Below are 25678 nucleotides of genomic sequence, written 5' to 3'. Positions count from 1 at the left end.
ACTACTGAACAGTTAGGTAACTAAATATGACTATCAAAGTAGGTATTAACGGTTTTGGCCGTATCGGTCGTTTCGTATTCCGTCTGGCTTGCGAGCGTGCAGACATCGAAGTTGTTGGTATCAACGATCTGATCGATGTTGACTACATGGCTTACATGCTGAAGTACGATTCAACTCACGGTCGTTTCAACGGTACCGTTGAAGTTAAAGACGGCAACCTGGTTGTAAACGGCAAAACCGTACGTGTTACCGCTGAGCGTGACCCGGCCAACCTGAAGTGGGGCGAAATCGGTGTTGACGTTGTTGCTGAAGCTACCGGTCTGTTCCTGACCGACGAGACTGCTCGTAAGCACATCGCTGCTGGTGCCAAGAAAGTTGTTCTGACTGGCCCGTCCAAAGACGCTACCCCGATGTTCGTAATGGGTGTTAACGACTCTACCTACGCTGGCCAGGACATCGTTTCCAACGCTTCCTGCACCACCAACTGCCTGGCCCCGATCGCCAAGGTTCTGAACGATACCTTCGGTATCGAGTCTGGCCTGATGACCACCGTTCACGCTACCACTGCTACCCAGAAGACCGTAGATGGTCCGTCTGCCAAAGACTGGCGCGGTGGCCGCGGTGCGGCTCAGAACATCATCCCGTCCTCTACCGGTGCAGCCAAAGCTGTTGGCGTAGTTATCCCGGAACTGAAAGGCCTGCTGACCGGTATGGCTTTCCGTGTTCCGACTCCGGACGTGTCTGTTGTTGACCTGACCGTTAACCTGAAGAAAGCTGCCACCTACGCAGAAATCTGCGAAGCGATGAAAGCTGCTTCCGAAGGCGCTATGAAAGGCGTTCTGGGCTACACCGAAGACGAAGTTGTATCTACCGACTTCCTGGGTGAGCGTCAGACCTCCGTATTCGACGCCAAGGCTGGTATCCAGCTGAACGACAAATTCGTTAAAGTTGTATCCTGGTACGACAACGAAATGGGCTACTCCAGCAAAGTTCTGGACCTGATCGCTCACATCTCCAAGTAATTTGGGATGCGCAATCGCGTAGCTTGAAAAAGGCGGCCATTGGCCGCCTTTTTGTTTTTCGGTTTCCCCTGATGACAGGAGTCCACATGCAATCCATTCGTCCCCTGACAGCCAATTGCAAGCTTGCCAACAATGCGGCCGGTCTGCCGGTTCTCACCATCAACAACGACTATGCCAAGGCCGAGATCAGCCTGTTTGGCGCCCATGTGCTGAGCTATCAGCGTCATGGTGAGCCAGCCTCCATCTGGTTGAGCGACAAGGCGGTGCTGGATGGCAGCAAGCCTGTTCGCGGTGGTATCCCGATCTGCTGGCCCTGGTTTGGCCCGGCGCCCGCCCGCGTCGGTAGCGGCAAGCCCTCCCACGGTTTTGCCCGTACCACCCTCTGGATGCTGGACGGGGTCTCAGATCACGCTGATGGCACGCTTGTTCATCTCTCCCTGCGTGACAGCGATGCGACCCGTGCCCTGTGGGATCACGCCTTCGAGCTGGAACTGGACGTGCTGGTGGGCAAAGAGCTTTCGCTGGTGCTGACCACTCGCAACACAGGTGCTCAGCCATTGACCTATAGCGGTGCGCTGCACACCTATTTGCAGATCAGCTCACCAGAGGTGGTAAGCGTCACCGGCCTGGGCGAGCCCTATGCCGACAAGCTGACCGGACAGGATGCCAAGCAGCAGGGTGCATTGACCCTGAGCGGGCCGCTGGATCGGGTCTACTGGCAGCCAGAGGCGCTGGTGAGCGTGCAGGATGGTGAGCGCAAGACCCGGGTTGTCAGTGGCAACCACGACAGCGTGGTGGTCTGGACCCCATGGCTGGAAGGGGCCACCGCCATGGCCGACATGAGCGACGATGGCTATCGCACCATGCTCTGCGTCGAAGCTGCCATCGCTGGCGAGGCGGGGGTGACCGTTGCGCCGGATGATGAGCACAGCCTCTCCACCGTGATCATCTGATCAGGATGAGGTTCAGATAAATAAAGAGGGCTCCCGCGGGAGCCCTCTTTGCATCTCGTGACGGCGGCAATCAGGCGTTGCCCTGGGTCTTGAGCTTGAGTTCGGCGGCGAAATTGAGCATGCGGTCGAGGGGGATCAAGGCTTTGACCCGCAGATCTTCGTCGACATGGATCTCGTGGCGCTCGGCACCGTCGGTGAGGGCCTCCTTGATCGCCACCAGACCATTCATCGCCATCCAGGGGCAGTGGGCGCAACTGCGGCAGGTAGCGCCATCGCCACCGGTCGGTGCTTCCACCATCTCTTTCTCCGGACAAGCTTGCTGCATCTTGTAGAAGATGCCCCGATCGGTCGCCACGATCAGCTTCTGCTGGGGCAGCTCTTTGGCCGCCTTGATCAGCTGACTGGTGGAGCCCACCGCATCGGCCAGCTCGATCACCGAGGCGGGGGATTCCGGATGAACCAGCACGGCGGCGTCAGGATTCTGCTCTTTCAGCTCGCGTAGGGCGCGGGCCTTGAACTCATCGTGGACGATGCAGTGGCCCTGCCAGCGCAGCATCTGCGCCCCGGTCTTCTTCTCAATATAGGCACCCAGATGGCGATCCGGGCCCCAGATGATCTTGTGACCCAGACTGTCGAGGTGTTCGACGATCTCCAGCGCGATGCTGGAGGTCACCACCCAGTCAGCCCGTGCTTTGACCGCAGCCGAGGTATTGGCGTAGACCACCACGGTATGATCCGGGTTGGCATCGCAGAAGGCGGAAAACTGCTCGATGGGGCAGCCCAGATCGAGGGAGCATTCGGCCTCCAGAGTCGGCATCAGCACCCGTTTGTGGGGGCTCAGGATCTTGGAGGTCTCCCCCATGAAGCGCACCCCGGCGACGATCAGGGTCTGCGCCTCGTGATCGCGGCCAAAGCGGGCCATCTCCAGCGAGTCACCGACGAAACCGCCGGTGGCTTCGGCCAGCGCCTGGATCTCGGGATCCGTGTAGTAGTGGGCGACCAGTACCGCTTTGCGCTCCTTGAGTAGCGCCTTGATTTCTGTGGTCAAGGTCGTTCTCTGCTCGGCACTCAGGGGAAGAGGTTTGGCCGGAAAGGGGTAGTCCATCGCGACTACCGGCGGGACACTGCTCAGTGCATTGCTCATTGCGACTGTTCCATCAACGCTCGGGAAGGCCAAAATTATAACCAGAAGCCGGTGACAAACCCATCACAAATCCGGTGTGCTGCAAGTGGACGAATATACTCAACTTATTCGTTGTCATATTGCCATAAGGAGTTGTCGTATGAAGCAACGTTCCCTCAAGTTCAAGTTGTTGTCTCTGACCATGGGGCTGTTTCTGTTGACCGGGCTGGCCATGACCCTGTTGCAATCGGCTTCTTTCAGTTCCCTTCGCAATATGGTGATGACCCAGACCAGCGATGCACTGGAAGAGGAGGTCTCCCGCAGTCTGCAGTATCAGGCAGAGCGCTATGCCATCCAGATTGCTTCGCTGATGCAGAACTCCTACCAAATCCCCCTGACCGTGACCGCCCAGATTGAAGCAGCCATGGCCAAACCGGAACTGCGCTTGTCGCGGCCTCAAGTGGAGTCGTTGCTCGGCAGCAGCCTGCAGCAGGCGAGCGGGATCAGCTCCATCTATGCCCAGTTTGAACCGAACGGCTACGATGGCGAGGATGCCAACTGGGTTGCCGGAGCCAGCCACTCGGTGGCGGGCAAGGGGAGTCTGGAGGTCTATTTCACCAAGGATCAGGGAGGGGCCGTCGCCCAGCAAGCGGTGGACGCCGCCGCCAGCGAGGCCAAGTTTGATACCTCCCTCAACGAGTTCGGCATTCGCAACAGCGAGTGGTATCTCTGTGGTCGCGATACCCGTCAGCCCTGCCTGATGGAGCCTTACCTTTACGAAATCAGTCCGGGAAACAAGATGCTGATGACCAGTCTCACGGTGCCCGTGCTGCGTGACGGCAAGTTTGTCGGGCTGGCCGGGGTGGATATGAACCTGCCCATCTTCCAGCAACTGGCTGAAAACCTTGGCAAGAGCCTCTATGACAACAAGGCGGATGTGACCCTGGTCAGCAAGATGGGGCTGATTGTGGGCAGCAACCGCTATGCCGACAAGCTGGGCCGTCCACTCAAGGAGGTGGGCCTGACCCTGCCTGACGGTCGGCCGGTCAGCAGCGACAGTGACTTCATTCTTCATCAGCCCATTCGGGTTGAAGCAGCCAATACCCAGTGGTGGTTGATGATCAAGGTGCCCAAGGCGCTGGCGCTCGGCAAGGCGCACGCCATCAGCAATGAACTGGGCGCCCTGCTGGTGGATGGCCAGCGGCAGCAGATCATCGCCATGGGCGGGATTACCCTGCTGGTGCTGGGGCTGCTGGTCTGGTTTATCCAGACCATTACTGCGCCACTTTCTCTTATCAGCCGCCATGTGGGTCATCTCTCCAGCAACGAGGGTGACCTGACCCAGCAGATGGAGATCGACACCCATCAGGAGCTGATCGATCTGGGTTCTCAGCTCAATGCCTTCCTCGGCAAGCTGCGGGGCATGGTGCAAATGAGCAAGGGGATTGGCCAGCAGGTCTACCAGCAGGCGCGGGAGATGAAACATACCGCCGACACCATGCGCAACAGTCTGGACGAGCAGAATCTGGAGCTGGAGAGCGTGGTAAGCGCCATGCATCAGATGAGCACCACGGCAGTCAGCGTGGCGGGTTATGCCGAGCAGGCGGCGCAGGAGTCGGAAGCGGCGACCCACCACATCAATACCGCCCAGCAGACCCTCAGCAATGCCCGCAACGAGATCCATACTCTGGTCGGCGATATGCATGAGGCGGACAAGGCGGTGGCGCTGGTGGCCCAGCGCAGCACCAATATCAGCCGGATCCTCGATGTGATCCGCGCCATTGCCGAGCAGACCAATCTGCTGGCCCTCAACGCCGCCATCGAGGCAGCACGGGCAGGGGACATGGGCCGCGGCTTTGCAGTGGTGGCAGACGAGGTGCGGGCGCTGGCCAACAAGACCCGTGAATCGACCGACGAGATTGGCCAGCTGATTGGTAGCCTGCAAACAGAGGTGAGCAGCAGTCAACGTCTGATGAATACCGGCATCGAGCGCTCCACCACCACGGTGCAGGGCACCGAGCAGGCGTTCGAGGCGCTCAATCGGGTGGTGGCCCAGATCCAGCAGATCCACGACCACATCAGTCAGGTGGCCACCGCCGCCGAGCAGCAGAGCGCCGTCAGTGACGATATCAACAAGAATTTGATGCGGATTGGTGATACCGCCAACGTGATTGGGCAGGAGGCCAGCTCCAGCCATCAACTGAGCGAGGCGCTGGAGCAAGCGGCCACGGCGCTCGCCAGTCAGCTCGATCGGCTGCGTACCTGAATAGTTGCCAGAGAGACAAAAGCCCGCGAGCGATCGCGGGCTTTTTTATGACTCGACGGCAGAGTTGCGTCAGTTGCGGGGTTCAACCAGCAGGATGTGGGAGTCGGCCCCGACCACCCTGACCTTGCTGCCCGCAGGCAGCGACTCGTCGCAGCGCACCGTCCAGACCGTGTCGTCCAGATGCACCCGACTGGTGCCCTGAGTCACATCATCCAGCAGGGTCAGCTCGCGGCCCATATAGCTCTGCATCCGCTCGTTGATGGTGCTGGCGGCATCCTGACCCGAGTTATCGCGCTGGTGCTGCCAGCGCCACCAGGCCCAGGTGGTGAGCAGGGATTGCACCGCAAACAGCAGCAACTGCGCCTGCCAGCCAAATGGCCAGATCAGCAGCAGCAGGCCCACTTCCAGCGCGGCGATGCCGGTCCAGAGCAAAAAGCCCACCGAGCCGAGCACCTCGATGGCCAGCAGAATGAAGCCGAGCCCCAGCCAGTGCCAGTGGGTCAACCCCTCTAACAGGGCTGTCATGACTTGCTGCCCTTGCCATCTTTATTGAACAGCTCGGCCATACCAGCCACCGAGCCAATCAGGCTGCCCGCTTCCAGCGGCATCATGATGATCTTGCTGTTGGGGCCTTCACCGATGCGGGCCAGTGCCTCGGTGTACTTCTGAGCTACGAAGTAGTTGATGGCCTGCAGGTCTCCTTCCGCAATTGCCTGGGATACCATATGAGTCGCCTTGGCTTCTGCCTCGGCAGCCCGCTCCCGCGCTTCGGCGGCGAGGAAGGCGGCCTGACGCTCACCCTCGGCCTTGAGGATCTGGGACTGTTTCTCCCCTTCCGCTTTCAGGATCTTGGACTGGCGCACCCCTTCGGCCTCCAGCACCTCGGCCCGTTTCTGACGCTCAGCCTTCATCTGGGCGTTCATCGCCTCGACCAGTGCCAGCGGCGGGCGCACATCTTTAATCTCGATGCGGGTCACCTTGATGCCCCAGGGGGCGGTGGCGGCATCCATGGTGCGCAGCAGCTTCTCGTTGATGGTGTCGCGCTGGGAGAGCATCTCGTCCAGCTCCATGGCGCCGAGCACGGTCCGCATATTGGTCATGGTGAGATTGCGGATGGCGCTGGTGAGATCGTTGACCTCATAACCCGCTTTGCGGGCATCCACCACCTGCACGAAGCTGATGGCGTCGATGGTGACGTTGGCGTTGTCGCGGGAGATCACCTCTTGTGCCGGGATGTCCAGCACCTGCTCCATCATGATGATCTTGTGGCCGACCCGATCCACGTAGGGGATCAACAGGTTGAGGCCCGGGGTCAGAGTGCGGGTGTAGCGGCCGAAGCGCTCCACCGTCCAGTTGTAGCCCTGGGGCACGATCTTGATGCCCGCGCTCAGGGTGGCGAGCACCAGGAACACGAAAATCCCTAGCACAATCAATGATTCATTCATCATTTAGCTCCTTATGAAACACAGTCCCTAGCCTATGGTCTGGCGTCAGGTACCACAAGTGACTTTGTACGCCTTTGTCATGAATTGGGTTTGCTAATTACCAAAACGCATTAAAAAGCATTTTTTATTATTTTGAGGGATAAGCTGCCCTGCCTATAGTCGCCCCATATTAGTCGTGTTCCGAGGGATGGGCCGAAATGGATTATTTACCTATGTTTGCCAAGTTGGAAGGCCGCCCGGTACTGCTGGTGGGCGGGGGCGAGGTTGCCCTGCGCAAGGCGCGCCTGCTGCTGGCAGCCGGTGCCCGGCTGACCCTGGTCTCCCCGGAGCTTGAACCGGAATTTGCGGAATTCACCGGTCGTTTCACCCATCTGGCGGAGCGCTTCACCCCGGCCCATCTGGCTAGTCAGATTTTGGTGGTGGCGGCGACCGACAACCTCGAAGTCAACGCACTGGTTTATCAAAGTGCCAATCAGCTGGGTCTGTTCGTCAATGTGGTGGATGACCCCAAACGCTCCAGCTTTATCTTCCCCTCGATCATCGATCGCTCGCCGCTGATGGTGGCGGTCTCCAGCGGCGGCAAGGCGCCGGTGCTAGTGCGCCTCTTGCGCGAGCGGCTGGAGAGCCTGCTACCGCGCCATCTCGGCGGGCTGACCGAGCTCTCCGGTCGGGTCCGTGACAAGGCCAAGCGGGTGCTCTCCTCTATTTCCGATCGCCGCCGCTTCTGGGAGCGGGCCTTTGCCTCCAACACCCTCGCCAGCCTGATTGAAAAAGAGGATTGGCAAGGTGCCGAGCAGTGGCTGAGTGATGGCCTCGACCAGGCGAAAAGCGAAGTGGGCGAGGTGGTGCTGGTCGGCGCGGGCCCCGGCGATCCGGGCCTCTTGACCCTCAAGGCGCTGCAACAGATTCAACAGGCTGAAGTGGTGCTTTACGACCAGCTGGTCTCCGCCGAGATCCTCGATCTGGTGCGCCGCGACGCCACTCTGGTGTCGGTCGGCAAGAAGGCGGGTGCCCACAGCGTGCCGCAGGAGGAGACCAATCGCCTGCTGGTGGAATACGCCAAGGCGGGCAATCGGGTAGTGCGGCTGAAAGGGGGCGATCCCTTTATGTTTGGCCGGGGCGGCGAGGAGCTGGAAGTGCTGGCCGATGAAGGCATCCCCTTCACGGTGGTGCCCGGCATCACGGCCGCTGCCGGTGCCACCGCCTATGCCGGTATTCCGCTCACTCACCGTGATTACGCCCAGAGCGCCGTCTTTATCACGGGTCATTGCCAGAAAGAGGGCAAGGAGCCCGACTGGCAACAGCTCGCCGCCACCAGTCAGACCCTGGTCATCTACATGGGGCTGATGCGCTCCGAGCATATCCAGCAGGAGTTGGCGGATCACGGCAGAAGCCAAGCCACCCCCATCGCCATCATCGAGCGCGGCACCACATCCCGCCAGCGGGTGCTGACCGGCACGCTGGCCGATTTGGCCGAGCTGGCCAAACAGGCGGTGAGCCCGTCCCTTATCGTCATCGGCGAAGTGGTTGCCCTGCGTGAGCGGCTGGCCTGGTTTGGGGAAAAAAGCGGCCAGCAGAACGCTAACCCGGATCTCGATGGCTGCGACCTCAAGCTGGTGCAGCTGGCCTGACCCGGAAAGAGATATTTGATGCGGCTGCCGGTGCGGCCGCGCACTGAACCACCCAGCGCCCCGAGCAGGCGCATAAGCAATGACCCGAGGACCAACATGGACCGTGAAAGATTGACCCACTTGCAGCAGCTGGAAGCCGAGAGCATCCATATCATCCGCGAGGTGGCTGCCGAATTTGAAAACCCGGTGATGATGTACTCCATCGGCAAGGACTCCTCCGTCATGCTGCATCTGGCCCGCAAGGCCTTCTATCCGGGCAAGATCCCGTTCCCCTTGCTCCACGTCGACACCGACTGGAAGTTCAAGGAGATGATCAAGTTCCGCGACGAGACCGCCAAAAAGTACGGGCTGGATCTGATCGTCCACAAGAACCCGGAAGGGCTCGCCATGGGCATCAACCCCTTCGTCCACGGCAGTGGCAAGCATACCGACATCATGAAGACCGAGGGGCTCAAGCAGGCGCTCAACAAATATGGCTTCGATGCCGCCTTCGGCGGTGCCCGCCGCGACGAGGAGAAGTCTCGCGCCAAGGAGCGGGTCTACTCCTTCCGTGACAAGTCCCACCGCTGGGATCCGAAGAACCAGCGCCCGGAGCTGTGGCGGGTCTACAACAGCCAGGTCAACAAGGGGGAGAGCATCCGGGTGTTCCCGCTCTCCAACTGGACCGAGCTGGATATCTGGCAATACATCTATCTCGAGAACATCGACATAGTGCCGCTCTACTTCGCCGCTTACCGTCCGGTGGTGGAGCGCAACGGCATCAAGATCATGGTGGATGACGAGCGCATGCCGCTGACCGCCGAGGATGAGGTGAAGCAGGAGCTGGTGCGTTTCCGTACCCTCGGCTGCTACCCGCTCACCGGGGCCATCGAATCCGATGCCACCACCTTGCCGGAAATTATTGAAGAGATGCTGCTCACCACCTCGAGCGAGCGGCAAGGGCGGCTGATTGACCACGATCAGGCCGGCTCCATGGAGCAGAAGAAGCGTCAGGGATATTTCTAAGGAGTCGTCAGCATGAACAGCCATATTCAGACCGCCATCACCGAACAGGGCATTGAAGCCTATCTGCACGCCCAGCAGCACAAGAGTCTGCTGCGTTTTCTCACCTGCGGCAGCGTGGATGACGGCAAGAGCACCCTTATCGGTCGCCTGCTGCACGACTCCCAGCAGATTTATGAAGATCAGCTCAAAGCGCTGGAGTCCGACAGCCAGAAGCTCGGCACCACCGGCGAGAAGCTGGACCTGGCACTGCTGGTGGATGGCCTGCAGGCGGAGCGCGAGCAGGGCATCACCATCGACGTGGCCTACCGCTACTTCTCCACTGCCAAGCGCAAATTTATCATCTCGGATACCCCAGGCCACGAGCAGTACACCCGCAACATGGCCACCGGCGCTTCCACCTGCGATCTGGCCATCATTCTGATCGACGCCCGCAAAGGGGTGCTGGATCAGACCCGCCGCCACAGCTTTATCGCGAGCCTGCTCGGCATAAAGCAGTTCGTGGTGGCGGTCAACAAGATGGATCTGGTGGAGTTCAGCCAAGAGGTGTTCGAGCGCATCAGCGCCGATTACCGCGAGTTCGCCAAGAAGCTCAGCGTCGACACCATTCATATCGTGCCGGTCTCGGCGCTGGACGGTGACAACGTGGTCAACCCGAGCGACAAGCTGGCCTGGTATCAGGGCGAAACCCTGCTCTCCCTGCTGGAGTCTGCGGAAGTGGAGCGCGAGCTGGAGCGCCATCCAGTGCGCCTGCCGGTGCAGTATGTGAACCGCCCCAACCTCGATTTTCGCGGCTTCGCGGGGACGCTCGCCTCCGGCATCCTGCGGGTGGGCGACAAGCTGGCGGTGCTGCCATCGGGCAAGGAGAGCACAGTGACCCGCATCGTCACCTTCGACGGCGATCTGGAGTACGCCCTGCCGGGTCAGGCCATCACGGTCACCTTCGCCGACGAGATCGACATCAGCCGCGGCGACCTGCTGGTGGATGCCGCCAAGCAGCCGCAAGTGACCCAGAATGTGCTGGCCCATATCGTCTGGATGGGGGAGGAGTCCCTGCAACCGGGTCGGGTCTACGACGTCAAACTGGCCACCAAGAAGAGTCGCGGTCAGGTGGAGGCTATCCGCCACCGCGTCGAGATCAACAAGCTGGACGAGCTGCCTGCGAGCGAACTCAAGCTCAACGAGATCGGCCTGTGCGAGCTGAGCCTCACCGACCCGGTGGCGTTCGACCCGTATCAGGAGATCCGTGATACCGGCAGCTTTATCCTGATCGACCGGCTGACCAACGTCACCGTCGGCGCCGGCATGATAGTGGAAGGCTTGGCCGCCAAAGCGGTAAAAGGGCATTACAGCGAGTTCGAGATCGAGCTCAACGCGCTGGTGCGCAAGCACTTCCCGCACTGGCAAGCCCTTGCCATCGGTAACGACACAAGCAAGGAGTAAGCCCATGACCTGGCAACAATTCCTGGTGCTGGGTCTGCTGGCTGCTCTCGTGGCCCTGCTGATCCAGGGCAAACTCCGCCCGGCGCTGCTCTTCTCGGGCGCCGTGCTCATCACCTACCTGAGCGGGTTGGCGGATATCAACGCCGTGGCGGCGGGCTACACCAACAGTGCCCTGCTGACGCTGGTGCTGTTGTTGCTGGTGTCGCTGGCGGTGGAGAAGACCCGCATCATGAGCTGGTTCGCCAATCTGGTGGGCACAGGTTCATTCAACAAGGTGCTGGTGAAGGTGTGGTTCTCCACCGCTTTCCTGTCGGCTTTCGTCAATAACACTGCCGTGGTGGCCTCCATGCTGGGAGCGGTCAAACGCAACCCCAACCATGCGCCGTCGCGGCTGCTGCTACCCATGTGTTTCGCGGCCACCTTTGGCGGGGTGCTGACCCTGATCGGCACCTCCACCAACCTGATCGTCAACAGTTTCCTCATCAAGATGGGGGCGCCGCCGCTCGGCATGTTCGACTTCTTTATGGTGGGGGCGGGCACCTTGCTGACCGGTCTGGTGGCCGTGCTGCTGTTTGCCCGTCACCTGCCGGTGCAGGATACCGAGATGAGCCGCGAATCCGGCTACTTTCTCGAGGCCAAGGTGGGCGCCGGTTCGCCGCTGGCGGGGCGCAGCGTCAAGGAAAACGGCCTGCGCAGCCTGAAAAGCCTCTATCTGGCGGAAATCATTCGCGGCGATGAGGTGATCTGCCCGGTGCAGCCGGAACACGAGCTGCACGAAGGGGACGTACTGCTGTTTTGCGGCGATGTGGAGAGCGTCGGTGTGTTGCAGGAGATGAAGGGGCTGGATCTCTACGGCCAGCACCGCCTCAACGGCCAGCATCTGGTGGAGGTGATCGTCAGCCACAGCTCGCGGCTGGTGGGTCAGACCATCAAGGATGCCGAGTTTCGCACCCACTTCGATGCGGTGGTACTGGCGGTGCGCCGCGGTGAAACCCAGCTTACCGGTGGCCTCGGCCAGATTGAGCTGCATGCCGGTGATACCCTGCTGCTGGCCCCCGGCCCCCAGTTTGCCCGCAACAAATCGCTGGGACGGGAGTTTGTGGTGGTGAGCGGGCTGGAAGCCTCCACCCGTCTCGATGGCAAGCGTAGCGCCGCCGTGGTGCTGGGCTTTCTCGGGGTGTTGGCGCTCTCGGTATTCGATCTGGTGCCGCTGTTCAAGGGCTTGCTGCTGATGCTGGTGGCGCTGCTGCTCACCCGTATTCTGACCCTGGACGAGATCCGCCGCCGCTTCCCGCTGGATATCTGGCTGGTGGTGGGCGGGGCGCTGGCCATTGCCGATCAGCTGGAAAAGAGCGGGCTGGCCAAGCTTATCGCCGACTGGCTGATGGGGGAGTTCAACGGTGCCAGCCCCATCATCGCCTTTATCGGTATCTATGTGTTTACGTTGGTGCTGACTGAGCTGATGAGCAACAACGCAGCGGCCGCGCTGGCCTTCCCCATGGGTTACCAGCTGGCGCTCAGCATGGATGTCTCGACCATGCCGTTTATTCTGGCGGTGCTGTTCGGGGCCAGCTCCAGCTTTATCCTGCCTTACGGCTACCAGACCAACCTGATGGTCTATGCCGCGGGCAACTACAAGATGCCGGACTACCTCAAGCTGGCCCTGCCGGTCTCGCTGGCCTATAGCCTCGGGGTGATTGTGATGGTGCCCCTGCTGTTTCCATTTTGAGGCGTAAGCGCCAAGCAAGGAGTGTTGGATGAGCAATGCCATGGCATCAGCACGTTGTCGGCGGATAGTCCGAGGCGGCTCCCCGTGGTTCCGGACCGTTTAAGTTTTGAGGCGTGATCGCCAAGCAAGGAGTGTGGGATGAGCAATGCCATGGCACCAGCACGTTGTCGGCTGATAGTCTGAGGCGGCTCCCCGTGGTTCCGGACCGTTTAAGTTTTGAGGCGTGAGCGCCAAGCAAGGAGTGTGGGATGAGCAATATCGTGTGGCACAAGCATGCCGTGGACAAACAGAGCCGGGCCGAATTGAAAGGGCAAAAACCGCTGGTGATCTGGTTTACCGGGCTGTCGGGGGCGGGCAAATCGACCCTGGCGGGGGCGCTGGAGCAGGCGCTGGCGGCACAAGGCAAGCACACCTATCTGCTGGATGGGGACAATGTGCGCCACGGCCTGTGTGGCGATCTCGGTTTCGATGATGCTGCGCGGCAGGAGAATATCCGCCGGGTCGGCGAAGTGGCGAAACTGATGGTGGATGCGGGCCTGATCGTGCTCACCGCCTTTATCTCGCCGTTCCGTGCCGAGCGGGATCTGGTGCGCAATCTCGTGGGTGAAGGGGAGTTTGTCGAGGTGTTTGTGGATGCGCCGCTCGCCATCTGTGAAGAGCGCGATCCCAAGGGGCTCTATAAAAAGGCGCGGGCAGGGGAAATTACGAATTTTACCGGTATCGACTCCGCATACGAGGCCCCCGTGCAGCCTGAGATCCATCTTCTGAATGCCGGTAAACCGGTGGAAGTGCTGGTGGATGAGCTGCTGACCGCCCTGCGGCAGGGGAACTACCTGTAGCTGGATCGGAAGAACCTATAACAAGCGCCCGGCAGCCGGCCAGTTAGCTACCACAGGCGTTGATGAGCTGACGGCAGCCACTATAAGCAAAAGCTGGGTCATTATCGTAAACCCCATAAATACAGCTTCTTATAGTGGCACCGGCGAGTCTTGAGCCACTCCGAGGCGGTCGATAGCAACCCCGCAAGGGGATCTTCCGATCCTTACTTATATTGCAGCGGGGATATTCGCGATTGTCCGAATACGCTGCGCTATTCGAACCTACGGGATAATATTATTTATTTCACATCAAATTAGACCTTTATTTATATTACTCGACCTTTTTTATTCGGTGGCACAATGTTATGCCTGCTGTAAAAACTGGCTCCGTAGCACTCGAATAATGAAGCTATCGTGTATTTTTAACGTCGGCGAGGCCATGTATTTCGATGATTTAGTCTGTCTCTAATGGTATCAGCATTCATTGACATGAGTTCATATTTTCGAGGAGTGAGCGTTTTTATTTCCTGACTGGAGATACCATCAGATAGTAAGTCATAGCATTTATATTTATTTATGTGGTTACCAATCGATTCTATTAAAACATCTCCACGTTTGGTTGTCATCAGCGGTATATCCAAGTTCTTCAGTAGATCCCTAATCGAGTTCGCAGGGTGTTCATGCTGATTTCCTGTATTTGATGTACATATAGCTAAACTAGGATTTAAACACTCTAAGAAGTTTCTCGTCATTAGGTCTACTGGTCCCCCATGATGGGGAAGAATTAGTACATCTATTTCTCGCTTCAATTTTTTACAATTTTTAAGATAGGATCCTATGTCGTGATGTTCGATATCACCGGTGCTCAATACGTTGAATGAACCAGAGCGGAAAAATTTCACGGTAGAGTTATTGTTGGATTTCTTGAATATTGTTTTGGGATGATAAAGAATATTTTGATAACCTAAGGATGAGCTACTTTTTAAACTAGATATATATTCAGGCGTGATTGATATTATATTAGAGTTTCGTGATATGTTTTCCTTGTATTTTTTTATTATTCTCTTACATTCCTTGGTGCTATCTGAATCATGTGAGTATCCTGGGATTTCAATTTTTTTAGGTTTTAGCTCATCTAATATCCATTCAAGAGCTTTTGCTTCGCAATGGTCATTATCCCAACTTGTGATATGCAAGGTATCTATATATTTTTTTCCACAGATCTGCATTTCTTCTATCAAGTTATATCGACTAGTTTCGCTATCCATAGCTTCAACAAGAGTGAAATGGTTCCCTGAAAAATAGGAGTATAATGATCCTGCCTTATCTAATTTATATGCACGAAATCGTGTGTGCACAGATTTTGCGGAGGGAGAGGATTTTCCGAATAATTCATTTAAATGCATTTTTAATACTCTATTTAATGATTAGCTGGTTATATGATTGTTCGTTTATTATATCAAGAGAAAGCAAGTGAATTGGCTAGCGCGGTCTCATACCCATGTTGTTCTATACGCCTAAAATCATCAAGTAGCATGCATGATAGATGTGTTGGATAAGCAGCTGCAGCTTCTCTGTCCTCTTTGCTAAGTATGAATGCATCACATGTGTGTAATGACCTATTTTGTCTTATGCATTCATATGGGTTCGTTCCTATCATGAGGTATCTACCGCGCGTACTATCTTGTTTAAAGAAATTTATTAATGCGCGAACGCGTAGAGACCTAGATTGATTTGATGCAATGTCGTATATACGCATTACTGGTTGTAATTTATCGCCAAGATGTCGAGATCCTAGAGGCTTGCCTGCATCAGAGACAACTAAATGAGAGATATCTATGTCTTTTTTTATAAGCTGAGTGCCACAGTCAAAGAATGGCTCTAAGCCTAAGTTGTCATAGACCCCTCCATCATATAACTCTAGCCAGTCAAATTCTAACTCTTTGGGGGTGGCCATATTGGACTCTATATCATTTAAAATATTTGATGACCATTCAAACCACTCTCCTTTACGTGTGGGCAATCGATATGGCCCAAAAACCCCTGGAACTGCAGACGATACTGCCATTGCTTCTGCCAATAACATATCCTTACATAAGGAATATCCAGATTTATAGTCGCCCATCACATTATGCTTGAAATTAAATCTGACACCATACTCCGCAGATGTAGCATTAATTCTCCATTCAGGCTTTGGTGAAAGTTCTCCAAGAGTGGAATTAACTCCCCAACAATTCTGGTATGCCTTGGCTAATAAATGTAGTCGTTCTCTGAATAGCCAAGGCTTTCGCAAGATATAAGAAATAGTTGTAAGAATTATGTCTTGCATGGGAAAGTTTTGGCGCAATGAAGTCTTGGCACCTTCTATGTCGCCTAAGAATAATCTGGAAAAGACATTGGTAAAAGGTTGTCTCTGTTGTCGAGTTAACAGGGATTTTAATCTAGTTGAAACATGAGTTAGGTAATATTCTGAGCTTGGCCACTTTCCCCCAGATAGTTGCATTATTAGACCTACAACAAGACTCCCACCAGATACTGTAGAGAGACAGGTTACTTGTTCAAGCTCATCTTGCTCTGCCATGTACCGTATCACTCCAGCATGAAAGGCCATAGCTCTAATTCCACCTCCTGATAGAACTAGTCCAATACGTTTGTTTTTTGTCATTTATGATTCTCTAGGTGAACGTAATTAAATTGTTATTTCCTTATCGTCCTTGATATCTTGCACTTTTGGCTAAAAATCGTAGGTTGGTGCTGAGCGAAGTGAAGCCCAACGTTTACCGCGAAACGTATCTGCACATCTGTTTTACCGAGCGCTCCAATCCGTGTTTATTCCGTTCTGGTTGAGGTGATAATTCTCGTCTGCTGGGTTTGGCTACGCTCTGCGCCAACCAGCAAAAACCACGCTACCGCCCCTGAATGTCAGCCTCCAGTCTGCTGCTTGTTACCTGCGTTTTGGCACTGGTTTGGCTCATGGCTGACTCCTGCGAGAGGTTGCCAAGCGGCTATGTTACCGAACGGGGCTGGGGTGAAAAGCGCAAGCGGGCCGTTTTCTGAGCAAGATCAATAAATTAATCAGTAATGGGTTTAAATGTGGTCGCTCAACCGCTTAGGCCCATCAGCGCAGAGGGAAATCGGACAGTGAAGCGAGGATGTCGTCCTCTTGTTAGCGGGCATTAATAAACCCTATGGACCCAAAGGCCCATAGGGTTTTGCTGCGGTGATTGTTTGGGTAGTGGTTATCTGGCTTGGCGAACCGGCACGGCGCGGGTGGTGGCCACTTCGTAGCGGCTCTGGGGTGCTGGAGCCCCTTTCTGGAACTGGCGTACCAGCCGGTCGAGATCGCTCAACTGGTTGACCAGCTGGGTGATGCCGTGCACGGCATGCTGGCTGCCAACGCTGGAGTCATCGGCCAGGGTCTTGATGCTGAGCACGTTGCGGTTGATCTCGGCGGTGACGTGGAACTGCTCCTGCACCGCCTGGGCAATCTGGCCGCTGCCGGAGGCGACCTGCTGCAGCATATCGTTGATCTGCTGGAGTATGGTGCCGGTCGCCGAGGCTTTTTGCTGGCAGCTTTCGGAGAGTTGGCAGCCCTTCTCCATCGCCTGTTCTGCATCCCCGGCGCTGGTTTGCAGCTCGGTGATCATCTTCTGGATTTCGCTGGTCGAGGATTGAGTCTTGATGGCGAGGGTGCGGATCTCGTCAGCCACTACCGAGAAACCCCGACCCGCTTCGCCAGCCCGGGCCGCTTCGATGGCGGCATTGAGGGCCAGCAGGTTGGTCTGGTTGGCGATGTTGTTGATCACATCGAGGATGCCATCGATATCGCGGCAGTGGCCGACCAGCGCACTGATCACGCTCTTGGAGGTGGTCAGCTCGCTGTTCATGCCCGCCACGGCGGCCACGGTTTCGGCCACGCTGTGGTTGCCGCTCTTGAACAGCACGGCCGTTTCATCCAGCAGGCTGGAGGAGTCTGTCGAACTTTGCGACACCTCGCGAATGGATTCCGACATCTCGGTCACGGCGGTCGCTACCTGATTGGTCTCGGCCTGCTGCTGTTGCAGGTTGTCAGTGATGGATTCGGCGTTGCGCAGATCCCCCTCGGCGGCTTGCAGGATCTTGCTGCAAGTCTGTTGGGTACGGGCCAGCACGGCGTTGAACTCGGCCTGATTCATCACCATCAAGAGTTCGATGGCGGCGATGTTGTCCACCTTGTTGGTGTAGAGCAGCTGCATCAGCGGGTTGTCAAAGTGGCTGCGGGCCATCTTGTTGAGCTTGCCGAGGCGGCGGGAGAGGGCATTCAGGGTGATGGCCGCTATCGCCAGCGGCAGGGCGACCAGCGCCAGTTGCCAGTTCATGTCGTGGTTGTAGCCCAGGGCAAACATGACGAGCAGGCTCAGCAGCAGGCAGAGGTTGATGGTCAGGGTATGGGAGAAGGTGGGCAGCTTGAGCGCCAGCGGCAGCTTGTTGTTGCGAAGGTCGGCATAGACCTTCTCGGCCCGCTGTTTGATCTCCTCGCTCGGGGCGGTGCGCACCGACTGATACTCCACCACCCGGCCGCTGGCATCCTTGATGGGGGTGACAAAGGCGCTGACCCAGTAGTGATCGCCACTCTTGCAGCGGTTCTTCACCGGCCCCATCCAGCTCTTGCCTTCGCGGATATGGTTCCACAGATCGGCAAAGGCCTGTTTCGGCATGTCAGGATGACGTACCAGATTGTGGTGTTCCCCCAGCAGCTCGTCGAGCTGGAAGCCTGCTATCTCGCAGAACTCATCGTTGGCGTAGGTGATGCGGCTCTCCAGATCCGTGGTGGAGATCAGGCTCTGGTGGTCTGGATAGAGACGTTCTCTTTGGGTAACCGGTTGATTGATTCTCATAGCCATGCTTCCGGGCTGTGGTGGTTGAAAATTGATCTGCATCAAGCTTCAAAGCAAAGGGCGGGCCATCAATCACGTTAAGTGATTTTTGTGTCAATAAAGGGGCGCAGCCACTGAATGTGGCGCTGCTGTCGTTGCAATGTGCAAAAAGCGGCGGCAAGGTGCGAGGGGAGCTGCATTTTGCACCTCACTTTGCTGAGTGAGGTGCTGTGAGCGGGATCTGTGGCGCGTCGGTGGGCGTGTTCCCCCATCGACGATCAGGGCGCGGCGTCAGGGGGGGGCGGTGTGGTCTCACTGACCTGATGCTGGACCTCGATCTGGATACTCTGCACCAGCACGGTTTTCAGATCCTGCAGGTACTCCTCCAGCGGCGACTCTTGCAGCAGCTGGGCGAGCTCGTTGCCCACCGGGGTGAGGCGGTAGTAGAGCAGGGTGATGTTGTGCTGCTTGCACTGCAGCCGCCAGCGCTGGTTGCCGAACTCCAGCTCGACCCCATCGGCGGGCAGCGGGCCGGACTCCAGCTCCGCGCGATGCAGCAGCCCGAGCTCAAACAGTTGCAGCAGGGCGTTGTAGGGGAGGCGGTATTTGCCAAGGCCGAGCCGCGTTGCCTTGGCGCGGCTCAGCAAGCTGGCCCCCTTGTGCAGCCCCAGCAGCAGTCGCTGCTCGTCGCTGCCGGTGTAGTGGCAAGTCAGTGAACAGATGCGCTGGAACAGCTGGGCCTCGCGCTGAGTCATCTCTTTGAGGGTGGCGAGCGCCCGGATGGAGAAGCGGCCCGGGGTGGCTACTTCCAGCGCGAAGATCCGCCCCCACAGCTGCTGCATCGGCACCATGCTGATATCTTCCGCCAGTTGCAGGAAGCGGGTCAGCCAGTCGCTGTCCATCTCGCCGCCAGCCGCGGTCTCTTCGCAGTGGCGGGAGGCCATCACCATGATGGCTTCCAGATTGCGCTGGCGGGCAGCCTGATCCGCCAGATGGCGAAAGGTGGCGCGCTGTTCGAAGGTGCTGTCGGTATTGCGGGTGAGCATGCCGTCGATGCCGCGACTGCGGGCCAGACGCAGGGTCTGCTCCTGGCTGCTCAGGATCGAACTCTCTTTTTTCGGGGGGGGGAGGTCTGCCATGCTGACTCCATTCGCACAGGTTCTGGAGCTGAATGTTACTCCAACCGGGATGCCAAGATAACAAAGCGGCCTCCGTGGAGGCCGCTTTTTTTGCAACGGGAGGATTACTCCTCGTAGACGCTCACCTCGACCGCTTCCATCGAATAGGAGGCGGTGGCCATCTCGTGGCTGGAGCTGATCGTGCGCATCTTGCCCTTCACCCAGATGGCATCCCACAGGTCATCCACCGGCGCACCCTTGGGGTAGCTCACATAGATCACCTGATTGGTGGGGGGCGGCGGTACATGGATGCAGGCGCCGAAGTAGGGCACCAGCAGGAAGGCGGTGATCTTCTTGGCATCCCCCTCCAGCGGCACCACGAAGCCCGGAATGCGCACATCCTGGTTGTCCAGCTTCTTGTTTACCCCGCCCACCGGTTGCGGCACGGAGGCGAGATCCCCATCGTGGTTCACCTGCGGAGGTGGCAGCAGTTTCTCCCCTTCCGGGATGAGCACATCCCAGTCGATGGTCTTGTAATCGGCGGCCAGGGCGGGCAGCACCAGCAGGCTGGCGAGCAGCGCCACAATTTTCCACTTCATCATCTGTCCTTCTGTTTCTATTTAGGGCGTCTCGCTAGACGCGAATGCTCATGCCATCGCTCAGGCTGTAGCGGTAAGCGCGGGCAGCAGGGAGCAGGCCGATCACCATGCCTGCCAGCCAGACCACCCCCAGCAACTGCCACTCGTAGGTGCTCGGCAGCCCCAGACTCAGTTGCAGGCCATAGTGGCTGAGCAGCCAGGGCGAGGCAAGCCCCTGCCCCAGATAGAGCACGGCGACCCCGAGGGCGATGCCGACCGTGGTCAGCGCCATGGCTTCCAGCGCCAGCAGCAGGAACAGGTGGGCAGGGCCCGCACCGAGGGATCGCAAGATGGCGAGCTCCCGGCGCCGCTCGTTAAGCCCCGCCAGCAGGGTAGTCAGCATGCCGATCAGGCCCGCGACTACCACAAAACCGGCGATGACCGAGAGGGCGGTTTCCGCCACGCTCATCAGGCTCCACAGCTCCTGCAGGGCGGCGCCCGGCAGGATCGCCATCAGCGGCTCTTTGGGATAGGTGTTGACGCTGCGTTGTAGCTGGAACGCCAGGATCCGGTTGCTCAGCCCCACCATAAAGGCGGTGATGGTTTTCGGGGTGAGATCCTGCGCCAGCGCCTGCTCCGGTGTCACGTTCTTGCTGTGGCGGCCGGTATCCCAACCAAGATGGATCGCCTCGATCCCCGCCAGCGGCACATGGATGGTGCGATCGATGGGCGTACCGGTTGGCGCCAGAATGCCCACCACCTTGAACGGCAGGTTGTCGTGCTGGCTGAACGAGGTGTTGCCAGCACCGTGGGCGATAACGATGGATTGGTCAAGGTGATAGCCGAGCTTCTCGGCCACCTGGGCACCGAGTACCGCTTCAAACGGCGTGTCGAATGGCCGCCCTTCCCGCAATTGCAGCGACTGCTGCTGACCGTATTTCAGGTGAGTGAAGTAGTCGCCATTGGTGCCGAGCACCCGAAATCCCTTGTGGGAGTCACCAAGGGAGAGCGGGATGGTCCAGGCGACGCCCGGTTTCTGCTTGATGGCCTGATAGGAGTCCCATCCCACGTTGTTGGTGGGGTTGCCGATGCGAAACACCGAGTAGAGCAGCAGGTTCACCTGGCCGGAGCGGGCGCCAACGATGAGATCGGTCCCCGAGACGGTGTTGGAGAAGCTTTCACGGGCCTGGGTGCGCACCCGCTCCACCCCGAGCAGCAGGGTGACGCTGATGGCGACGGCCAGCAGGGTGAGCCCGGCGGTGAGGCGGCGGGCCCAGAGACTTTGCAGGGCGAGCTTTAGCATGATGCCCTCCGGTTGAGCTGTTGCAGGTTTTCGACCCGCGGGAACAGGGGTTCGAGATAAGGGTCGTGGCTGACGAAGATCAGGGTCGAGCCCTGCTTGTCACACTCCTCGAACAACAGCTTGATAAAGGCCGCCCGGTTGTCGGTGTCGAGTGCAGAGGTGGGCTCGTCGGCGATCACCAGCGGTGGCGAGCCGATCAGCGCCCGTGCGGCGGCAACCCGCTGCTGCTGGCCGATGCTGAGGGCATGGACGGGGCGATGCAGTGCGTCATCCGGCAGTTGCAGCTCCGTCAGCAGACGGCGCGCCTCCTGCTCCGGACTCCCTTGCAGGCGAGCCCGTTTGGCGGGCGAAAAGGTGAGGGCAGCGGTCACGTTGTCCTGCACCGAGAGAAAAGGCAGCAGATTGAACTGCTGGAAGATATAACCCAGATTGGCCGCCCGGAAGTGGTCACGGGCACGGCCAGAGAGCCGGGCCAATGGTTGGCCCAGCACCTCCAGGGTGCCGTGGTTGGCGGTCTGGATCCCGGCCAGCAACCCGAGCAGGGTCGACTTGCCAGAGCCCGACGGGCCCTTGATAAAGACCCGCTCACCCTCGCGGATGGTGAGGGCGGGCAGATCGAGTACAGCGTCGCCACCTGGCCAGGCAAAGGCCAGATCGCGGATCTCAACCACGGCTTTTTTCATGGCGTTACCAGCTCAGCTTGTTGGCGGACGGGGTCAGCTCGCCAGCGGTCTGGCCGGTGGGCAGGATCCCCTGCACGCTCAGCTTCTCAAGGCTCGGATAGACGCTGAACAGGGTCGCCTCAAGGCCGGTCAGTTTGGCTGGTGTAGCGCAGGTGTAGGTGTACATGGCGCCCATATCGGCGTGACCCGCTTCGTCATGATCATGGTGGTCTTCATGTTTGTCGCTGGCAGCCTTGTCATGGTCATGGTCATGGTCATGGTCATGGTCATGGTCATGGTCGTGATCATGCTCTTCTTTGGCGGCTTGCAGCTCCTGCTGGGTCAGTTTGCAGCCAGCGGCCGGGTCGAAGCGGAACAGGGCATCAGGCTGCTGGAGGCGGGCGACCGCCTTGGCATATTGCGCCTTCTCTTCATCGCTCTTGGCAGCGTGCTCGAAGCCCACCAGATCGGCTGCGGGGGCCTGCAGTTCGATCATCAACTGGTCGCCATCGACCACCAGATTGAGGTGGCCGTGGCCATGCTCGTGGGCACCGTGGCTGTGGCTCTCGTGTTCGTCGTGATTTGCGTGTGCGCCAAAGGCCGCAGCGGCCAGCAACAGAGTAACTGCTTTCATCTTTAATCCTTTTTCAAAACAAATAGCGAAATTAAACAAAGGGATAGAGAAAAGCAGAGGCGGGCGGCGCACGGATGGCATAGCTGTGAAGCGTGGCGGTATCCGCCGATCGTTGCATGGTTGCAACTACGGGCAGAACAGAGGTCGAACCGGGGAAACAATAGGGGGTAGCGGTGATGATCTGCTTGCCATCCAGATGGAGGGCGCAGACCAGGCAGTGATGGTCGTCGTGGCCGGGTAGGGCAGATTCAAACTGGTGCCGGGCAAGGGCTGGCTGCAGCCATAACCAGCCCAGCAGCAAGATCCAGATTTTCAGCTTGATACGACCCATAGACCCTTATGGAAAGGGCGCCATCAGCGCCCTTTCTCTCTGACTTAGAGATGGGACTTGATGAGCCCCATCACGGTAGCAATGTTGTTGGCATCGAGCTGGCCATCTTTGGCAAACAGCACCTTGCCCTCTTTATCCAGCAGGATGATCGCCGAGCTTTCCGGCGTCAGATCCCAGGCGTTGCGCGCCATGCCCTTGGCATCCAGCACCATGGCGGACCAGGGGAACTCTTTCTTGCTGTCCTCGGCACTGCTCTTCACGAAGCCGGAGGTGCCCCAGATGGCGTCATTGCTGTTGATGACGGTAACGGTCTGGTACTTGTCTTGCGGCAGTTTGGCGGCCTTGATCGCCTCGATCATCGGGGCGTTCAGCTCCTTGGCACTGGAGCGACCGGCAATATGCTGGATCAGAAACACCTTGCCGGTGAGCGAGGTGCTCTGCCACGGCTGGTAACCGATATCCTTGCCATTCAGTACCAGCTCACCCTTGTCGCTGACATTGACCAGCGGCACCGGGTTGCCATCCTTGAAGTTGTGAGCAAAGACCAGAGATGGCAGCAGCGCCAAAGTAAGTACGAGATGTTTCATCCTGATGACACTCCATTTGTTATGTTATAACGAGTTTCGGATTGAGGGAATGGGCGAGCTTCATCCTAAACTGATCGGATCTGTTTAAAAAGTGTTAAATAAGATCGCAATTCAGAAGCGTCGGCGCCCCGCCAGCCAGGTGGTTGGCTGGCAAGGGCGGCTAGGATGGCATGACATCGATAAAAATCAATGAATTGGCTGCTGGTCTGAGCTGTCTGCGTCAGTAGAGCGACTCACTGATGAGGGGGATCTTGGCCATGGTCATCTGCTGGGCCAGCAGGGACGAGCCGGTCAGCAGCACATGGCGCTGATTGTTGATCACCACAACATCACCGGGTACGCCACTGTCTGCCGTAATGGCCAGCCAGGCAGGGGAGACGCTGCCGATGCTGATATCCGGATAGATGATGCTGAGCACATATTGCGGTGCCAGCTCCGCCAGCAGACTGGCCATCAGCAACGCCTTCTCGTCGCTGTCGGCCTTGTTATCTTGCAGTGCCTGCAGCGGCGGCGCGAAGTGATCCAGCTGCTCCGGCTGGGTGGGGATGGCGTTTAGCCACTCCTGCAGCAGGCTGACGCTGGTGGCGAGATCCTTGGCCGCAAATTGCTGCGCCAGCGGCTTGAGATGCCCCTTGAAGTGGTAGAAGAGCTGGGAGTAATCGGGTCGCACGCAAGGCAGTTTGCGATTGGCCGGATGGACGCAGGGGATCACCCTCATCTGGTAGAAGGCATCCTCCTGATACTGCTGGTAGGCTTGCCAGAACAGCAGCGACTCCATGCTGTCGTCCCGCAGGGTGAAGGCCTGCTCCAGATTGCGAAATTTGGTAGCGGTCTCCGGGCTGCTCTGATTGATCAGGTTGATGCTGTTGTAGAGCCGCGGGCTGATGTAGGCGTAAAGGGTCTCCAGCGGATTGGTGAGAGAGGCCTTCAGCAGGCTCATCTCGTGGCGACTGGCGGCCATCACCTGATCGTCGGTGGTCAGCTGGAAGTGCTTGCGCTGGCCATCGGTGGATTGCCACTGCCAGCTCATGTTGATCTCGCTGGCGTTGCTTGTAGCACCAAGGGTGGTGCAGAGAGTGAGGCTGAGCAACAGCGCGGGGGTCAGCTTCATGGTGGTGCTTCCTGCCGTGGACGATAATTAACAACTAGGTGAGCCGGCACCACTTTGGTGATGTTTCGTTTTGTGATCTGGATAACAGATTGATGTGACTTTTAATTTAATTGTGAAATTAAGTCACTCTGGAGGGGTTATGAAGCCTTGGATCATAGTGCTGTTTGGGCTGCTCAGCCTGCCAGCCATGGCGGGTCAGGTGATCGTCAACAAGGGGATGTCCGTTGCGGATACCTTTGCTCTGCGTGACCAGCTGGCGCGCGAACACGAATGGCAGGAGTGGCTGCGCTACCAGCAGGCCATCAAGTGGCTGGAGGTGTTGCCGGTCAACTGCGAGCTGATGAGCCAGCCGGGCGGCGGCTATCGCTGTGGCGGTGATTACTATCGTCCCTACCAGAAAGATGGCCGTGAAATATACATTCAGGGCAATCCTGCCGAAGATGCGGCCGGTCTGCTGCCGCAAACACCGACAAAAAAGGCGCCATAAGGCGCCTTTTTTACAAACCGAGTGATGCTTACTTGGCAGCGTAACGCTCGGCAGAGGTTTTGATCTCGGCTTCGGCAGCGGCCTTGTCGCCCCAACCTTCCACCTTGACCCATTTGCCCGCTTCCAGCTCTTTGTAGCGCTCGAAGAAGTGCTGGATCTGGGCTTTCAGCAGTTCCGGCAGATCGTTCACATCCTGGATGTGGTCGTACTGCTTGGTCAGCTTGGAGTGCGGCACGGCAACGATCTTGGCATCTTCGCCAGATTCGTCGGTCATCTTCAGCACGCCAACCGGGCGGCAGCGAATGACGGAGCCGGCCAGCAGCGGGTAGGGGGTCGGAACCAGTACGTCGACGGGGTCACCATCCAGAGAGAGGGTCGCGTTCACGTAGCCGTAGTTGCACGGATAGAACATCGGGGTAGACATGAAGCGATCGACGAAAATAGCACCGCTGTCCTTGTCGACTTCGTATTTGATCGGGTCGGCATTCTGCGGGATTTCGATGATGACATAGATATCGTCGGGCAGGCTCTTGCCGGCCGGTACCAGGTTCAGGCTCATGATATTTCCTTCGTTGTTAG

The 25678-nt window shown here is 58.0% G+C and carries 24 protein-coding genes; 9 read left to right on the top strand and 15 right to left on the bottom strand.

The features are described from left to right. The first annotated feature begins 26 nt into the window (after positions 1-26). Together gap and G5179_RS10200 are read left to right on the top strand one after the other, a co-directional pair. Complete coding sequence (gene gap, locus G5179_RS10205) at positions 27-1022, top strand: type I glyceraldehyde-3-phosphate dehydrogenase (protein WP_005335708.1); 996 nt, start codon at positions 27-29, stop codon at positions 1020-1022. 86 nt (positions 1023-1108) lie between these two features. Further along, a complete protein-coding gene (locus G5179_RS10200; protein ID WP_202005331.1) occupies positions 1109-1975 on the top strand; it encodes a D-hexose-6-phosphate mutarotase in 867 nt (288 codons plus the stop codon). 70 nt (positions 1976-2045) lie between these two features. Here G5179_RS10200 and nadA read toward each other — a convergent pair whose 3' ends face one another. After that, positions 2046-3119, bottom strand: a complete 1074-nt coding sequence (gene nadA / locus G5179_RS10195) for a quinolinate synthase NadA (protein WP_005335706.1) — start codon at positions 3117-3119, stop codon at positions 2046-2048. 139 nt (positions 3120-3258) lie between these two features. Here nadA and G5179_RS10190 point away from each other — a divergent pair, with 139 nt between their 5' ends. Next, the gene (locus G5179_RS10190; protein ID WP_227341398.1) at positions 3259-5364 is read left to right on the top strand and encodes a methyl-accepting chemotaxis protein; all 2106 of its coding nucleotides are present in this window, start codon (positions 3259-3261) and stop codon (positions 5362-5364) included. Between the two features lie 69 nt (positions 5365-5433). Here the strand turns inward: G5179_RS10190 and G5179_RS10185 are convergent, their stop codons facing one another. Both G5179_RS10185 and G5179_RS10180 read right to left on the bottom strand, forming a co-directional pair. After that, the gene (locus G5179_RS10185) at positions 5434-5889 is read right to left on the bottom strand and encodes an NfeD family protein (protein ID WP_005335704.1); all 456 of its coding nucleotides are present in this window, start codon (positions 5887-5889) and stop codon (positions 5434-5436) included. Further along, positions 5886-6809 carry an SPFH domain-containing protein gene (locus G5179_RS10180; protein WP_005335703.1) on the bottom strand — a complete coding sequence of 308 codons (924 nt, stop codon included), beginning with the start codon at positions 6807-6809 and terminating at the stop codon, positions 5886-5888. The genes G5179_RS10185 and G5179_RS10180 overlap by 4 nt, the downstream gene beginning before the upstream one ends. A gap of 197 nt (positions 6810-7006) precedes the next feature. On the opposite strand from G5179_RS10180, the gene cysG reads away from it, so the two are divergent. The 5 genes from cysG (at position 7007) to cysC (ending at position 13453) form a co-directional block, all read left to right on the top strand. Beyond that, positions 7007-8440: a siroheme synthase CysG gene (gene cysG, locus G5179_RS10175; protein WP_421258304.1), complete on the top strand. Its 1434-nt coding sequence runs from the start codon at positions 7007-7009 to the stop codon at positions 8438-8440. 72 nt (positions 8441-8512) lie between these two features. Beyond that, complete coding sequence (gene cysD / locus G5179_RS10170) at positions 8513-9445, top strand: sulfate adenylyltransferase subunit CysD (RefSeq protein WP_332104822.1); 933 nt, start codon at positions 8513-8515, stop codon at positions 9443-9445. A 12-nt stretch (positions 9446-9457) separates the two neighbouring features. Next, complete coding sequence (cysN, locus tag G5179_RS10165; protein ID WP_421258303.1) at positions 9458-10885, top strand: sulfate adenylyltransferase subunit CysN; 1428 nt, start codon at positions 9458-9460, stop codon at positions 10883-10885. 4 nt (positions 10886-10889) lie between these two features. Then, positions 10890-12614 carry an SLC13 family permease gene (locus tag G5179_RS10160; protein ID WP_268012053.1) on the top strand — a complete coding sequence of 575 codons (1725 nt, stop codon included), beginning with the start codon at positions 10890-10892 and terminating at the stop codon, positions 12612-12614. A gap of 248 nt (positions 12615-12862) precedes the next feature. Beyond that, positions 12863-13453 (top strand): adenylyl-sulfate kinase, encoded by a 591-nt coding sequence (gene cysC, locus G5179_RS10155; protein WP_421258302.1) that lies wholly within the window; start codon positions 12863-12865, stop codon positions 13451-13453. A 401-nt stretch (positions 13454-13854) separates the two neighbouring features. Here the strand turns inward: cysC and G5179_RS10150 are convergent, their stop codons facing one another. The 11 genes from G5179_RS10150 to G5179_RS10100 all read right to left on the bottom strand — a co-directional run bounded on the left by G5179_RS10150 (position 13855) and on the right by G5179_RS10100 (position 24612). Then, positions 13855-14838: a hypothetical protein gene (locus tag G5179_RS10150; protein WP_139461053.1), complete on the bottom strand. Its 984-nt coding sequence runs from the start codon at positions 14836-14838 to the stop codon at positions 13855-13857. A gap of 53 nt (positions 14839-14891) precedes the next feature. Further along, a complete protein-coding gene (locus G5179_RS10145; RefSeq protein ID WP_323916022.1) occupies positions 14892-16097 on the bottom strand; it encodes a patatin-like phospholipase family protein in 1206 nt (401 codons plus the stop codon). 574 nt (positions 16098-16671) lie between these two features. Further along, the gene (locus G5179_RS10140; RefSeq protein ID WP_421258301.1) at positions 16672-18309 is read right to left on the bottom strand and encodes a PAS domain-containing methyl-accepting chemotaxis protein; all 1638 of its coding nucleotides are present in this window, start codon (positions 18307-18309) and stop codon (positions 16672-16674) included. Between the two features lie 257 nt (positions 18310-18566). Continuing rightward, entirely contained in the window at positions 18567-19427 is an 861-nt protein-coding gene (locus tag G5179_RS10135) for a TIGR03899 family protein (RefSeq protein WP_421244571.1), read from the bottom strand. Between the two features lie 104 nt (positions 19428-19531). Next, positions 19532-20008 carry a DUF3299 domain-containing protein gene (locus G5179_RS10130; RefSeq protein ID WP_041234071.1) on the bottom strand — a complete coding sequence of 159 codons (477 nt, stop codon included), beginning with the start codon at positions 20006-20008 and terminating at the stop codon, positions 19532-19534. Between the two features lie 31 nt (positions 20009-20039). Further along, positions 20040-21287 (bottom strand): ABC transporter permease, encoded by a 1248-nt coding sequence (locus G5179_RS10125; protein ID WP_043821722.1) that lies wholly within the window; start codon positions 21285-21287, stop codon positions 20040-20042. Beyond that, positions 21281-21970: an ABC transporter ATP-binding protein gene (locus G5179_RS10120; RefSeq protein ID WP_421212663.1), complete on the bottom strand. Its 690-nt coding sequence runs from the start codon at positions 21968-21970 to the stop codon at positions 21281-21283. Before G5179_RS10120 ends, G5179_RS10125 begins: the two co-directional genes overlap by 7 nt. Before the next feature lie 4 nt (positions 21971-21974). Beyond that, a complete protein-coding gene (locus G5179_RS10115; RefSeq protein ID WP_421258300.1) occupies positions 21975-22583 on the bottom strand; it encodes a DUF2796 domain-containing protein in 609 nt (202 codons plus the stop codon). A gap of 31 nt (positions 22584-22614) precedes the next feature. Beyond that, on the bottom strand, positions 22615-22914 hold the full coding sequence (locus tag G5179_RS10110) for a DUF2607 family protein (RefSeq protein WP_005343252.1): 300 nt from the start codon (positions 22912-22914) through the stop codon (positions 22615-22617). Positions 22915-22958: 44 nt separating this feature from the next. After that, the gene (locus tag G5179_RS10105; protein ID WP_005343253.1) at positions 22959-23501 is read right to left on the bottom strand and encodes a YtfJ family protein; all 543 of its coding nucleotides are present in this window, start codon (positions 23499-23501) and stop codon (positions 22959-22961) included. 220 nt (positions 23502-23721) lie between these two features. Then, complete coding sequence (locus G5179_RS10100) at positions 23722-24612, bottom strand: hypothetical protein (RefSeq protein WP_005335678.1); 891 nt, start codon at positions 24610-24612, stop codon at positions 23722-23724. Between the two features lie 139 nt (positions 24613-24751). Here G5179_RS10100 and G5179_RS10095 point away from each other — a divergent pair, with 139 nt between their 5' ends. Continuing rightward, positions 24752-25099, top strand: a complete 348-nt coding sequence (locus G5179_RS10095) for a hypothetical protein (RefSeq protein WP_371178944.1) — start codon at positions 24752-24754, stop codon at positions 25097-25099. Positions 25100-25127: 28 nt separating this feature from the next. Here the strand turns inward: G5179_RS10095 and ppa are convergent, their stop codons facing one another. Then, positions 25128-25658, bottom strand: coding sequence for an inorganic diphosphatase (gene ppa / locus G5179_RS10090; protein WP_005335667.1), 531 nt, complete (start codon positions 25656-25658; stop codon positions 25128-25130). Between the last annotated feature and the right edge of the window lie 20 nt (positions 25659-25678).

The organism is Aeromonas sp. 600886 (assembly GCF_049174935.1).
Taxonomy (GTDB): domain Bacteria; phylum Pseudomonadota; class Gammaproteobacteria; order Enterobacterales; family Aeromonadaceae; genus Aeromonas; species Aeromonas veronii_A.
The sequence above is the reverse complement of the archived record's forward strand: the minus strand, read 5'-3'. Positions and strand labels throughout refer to the sequence as shown.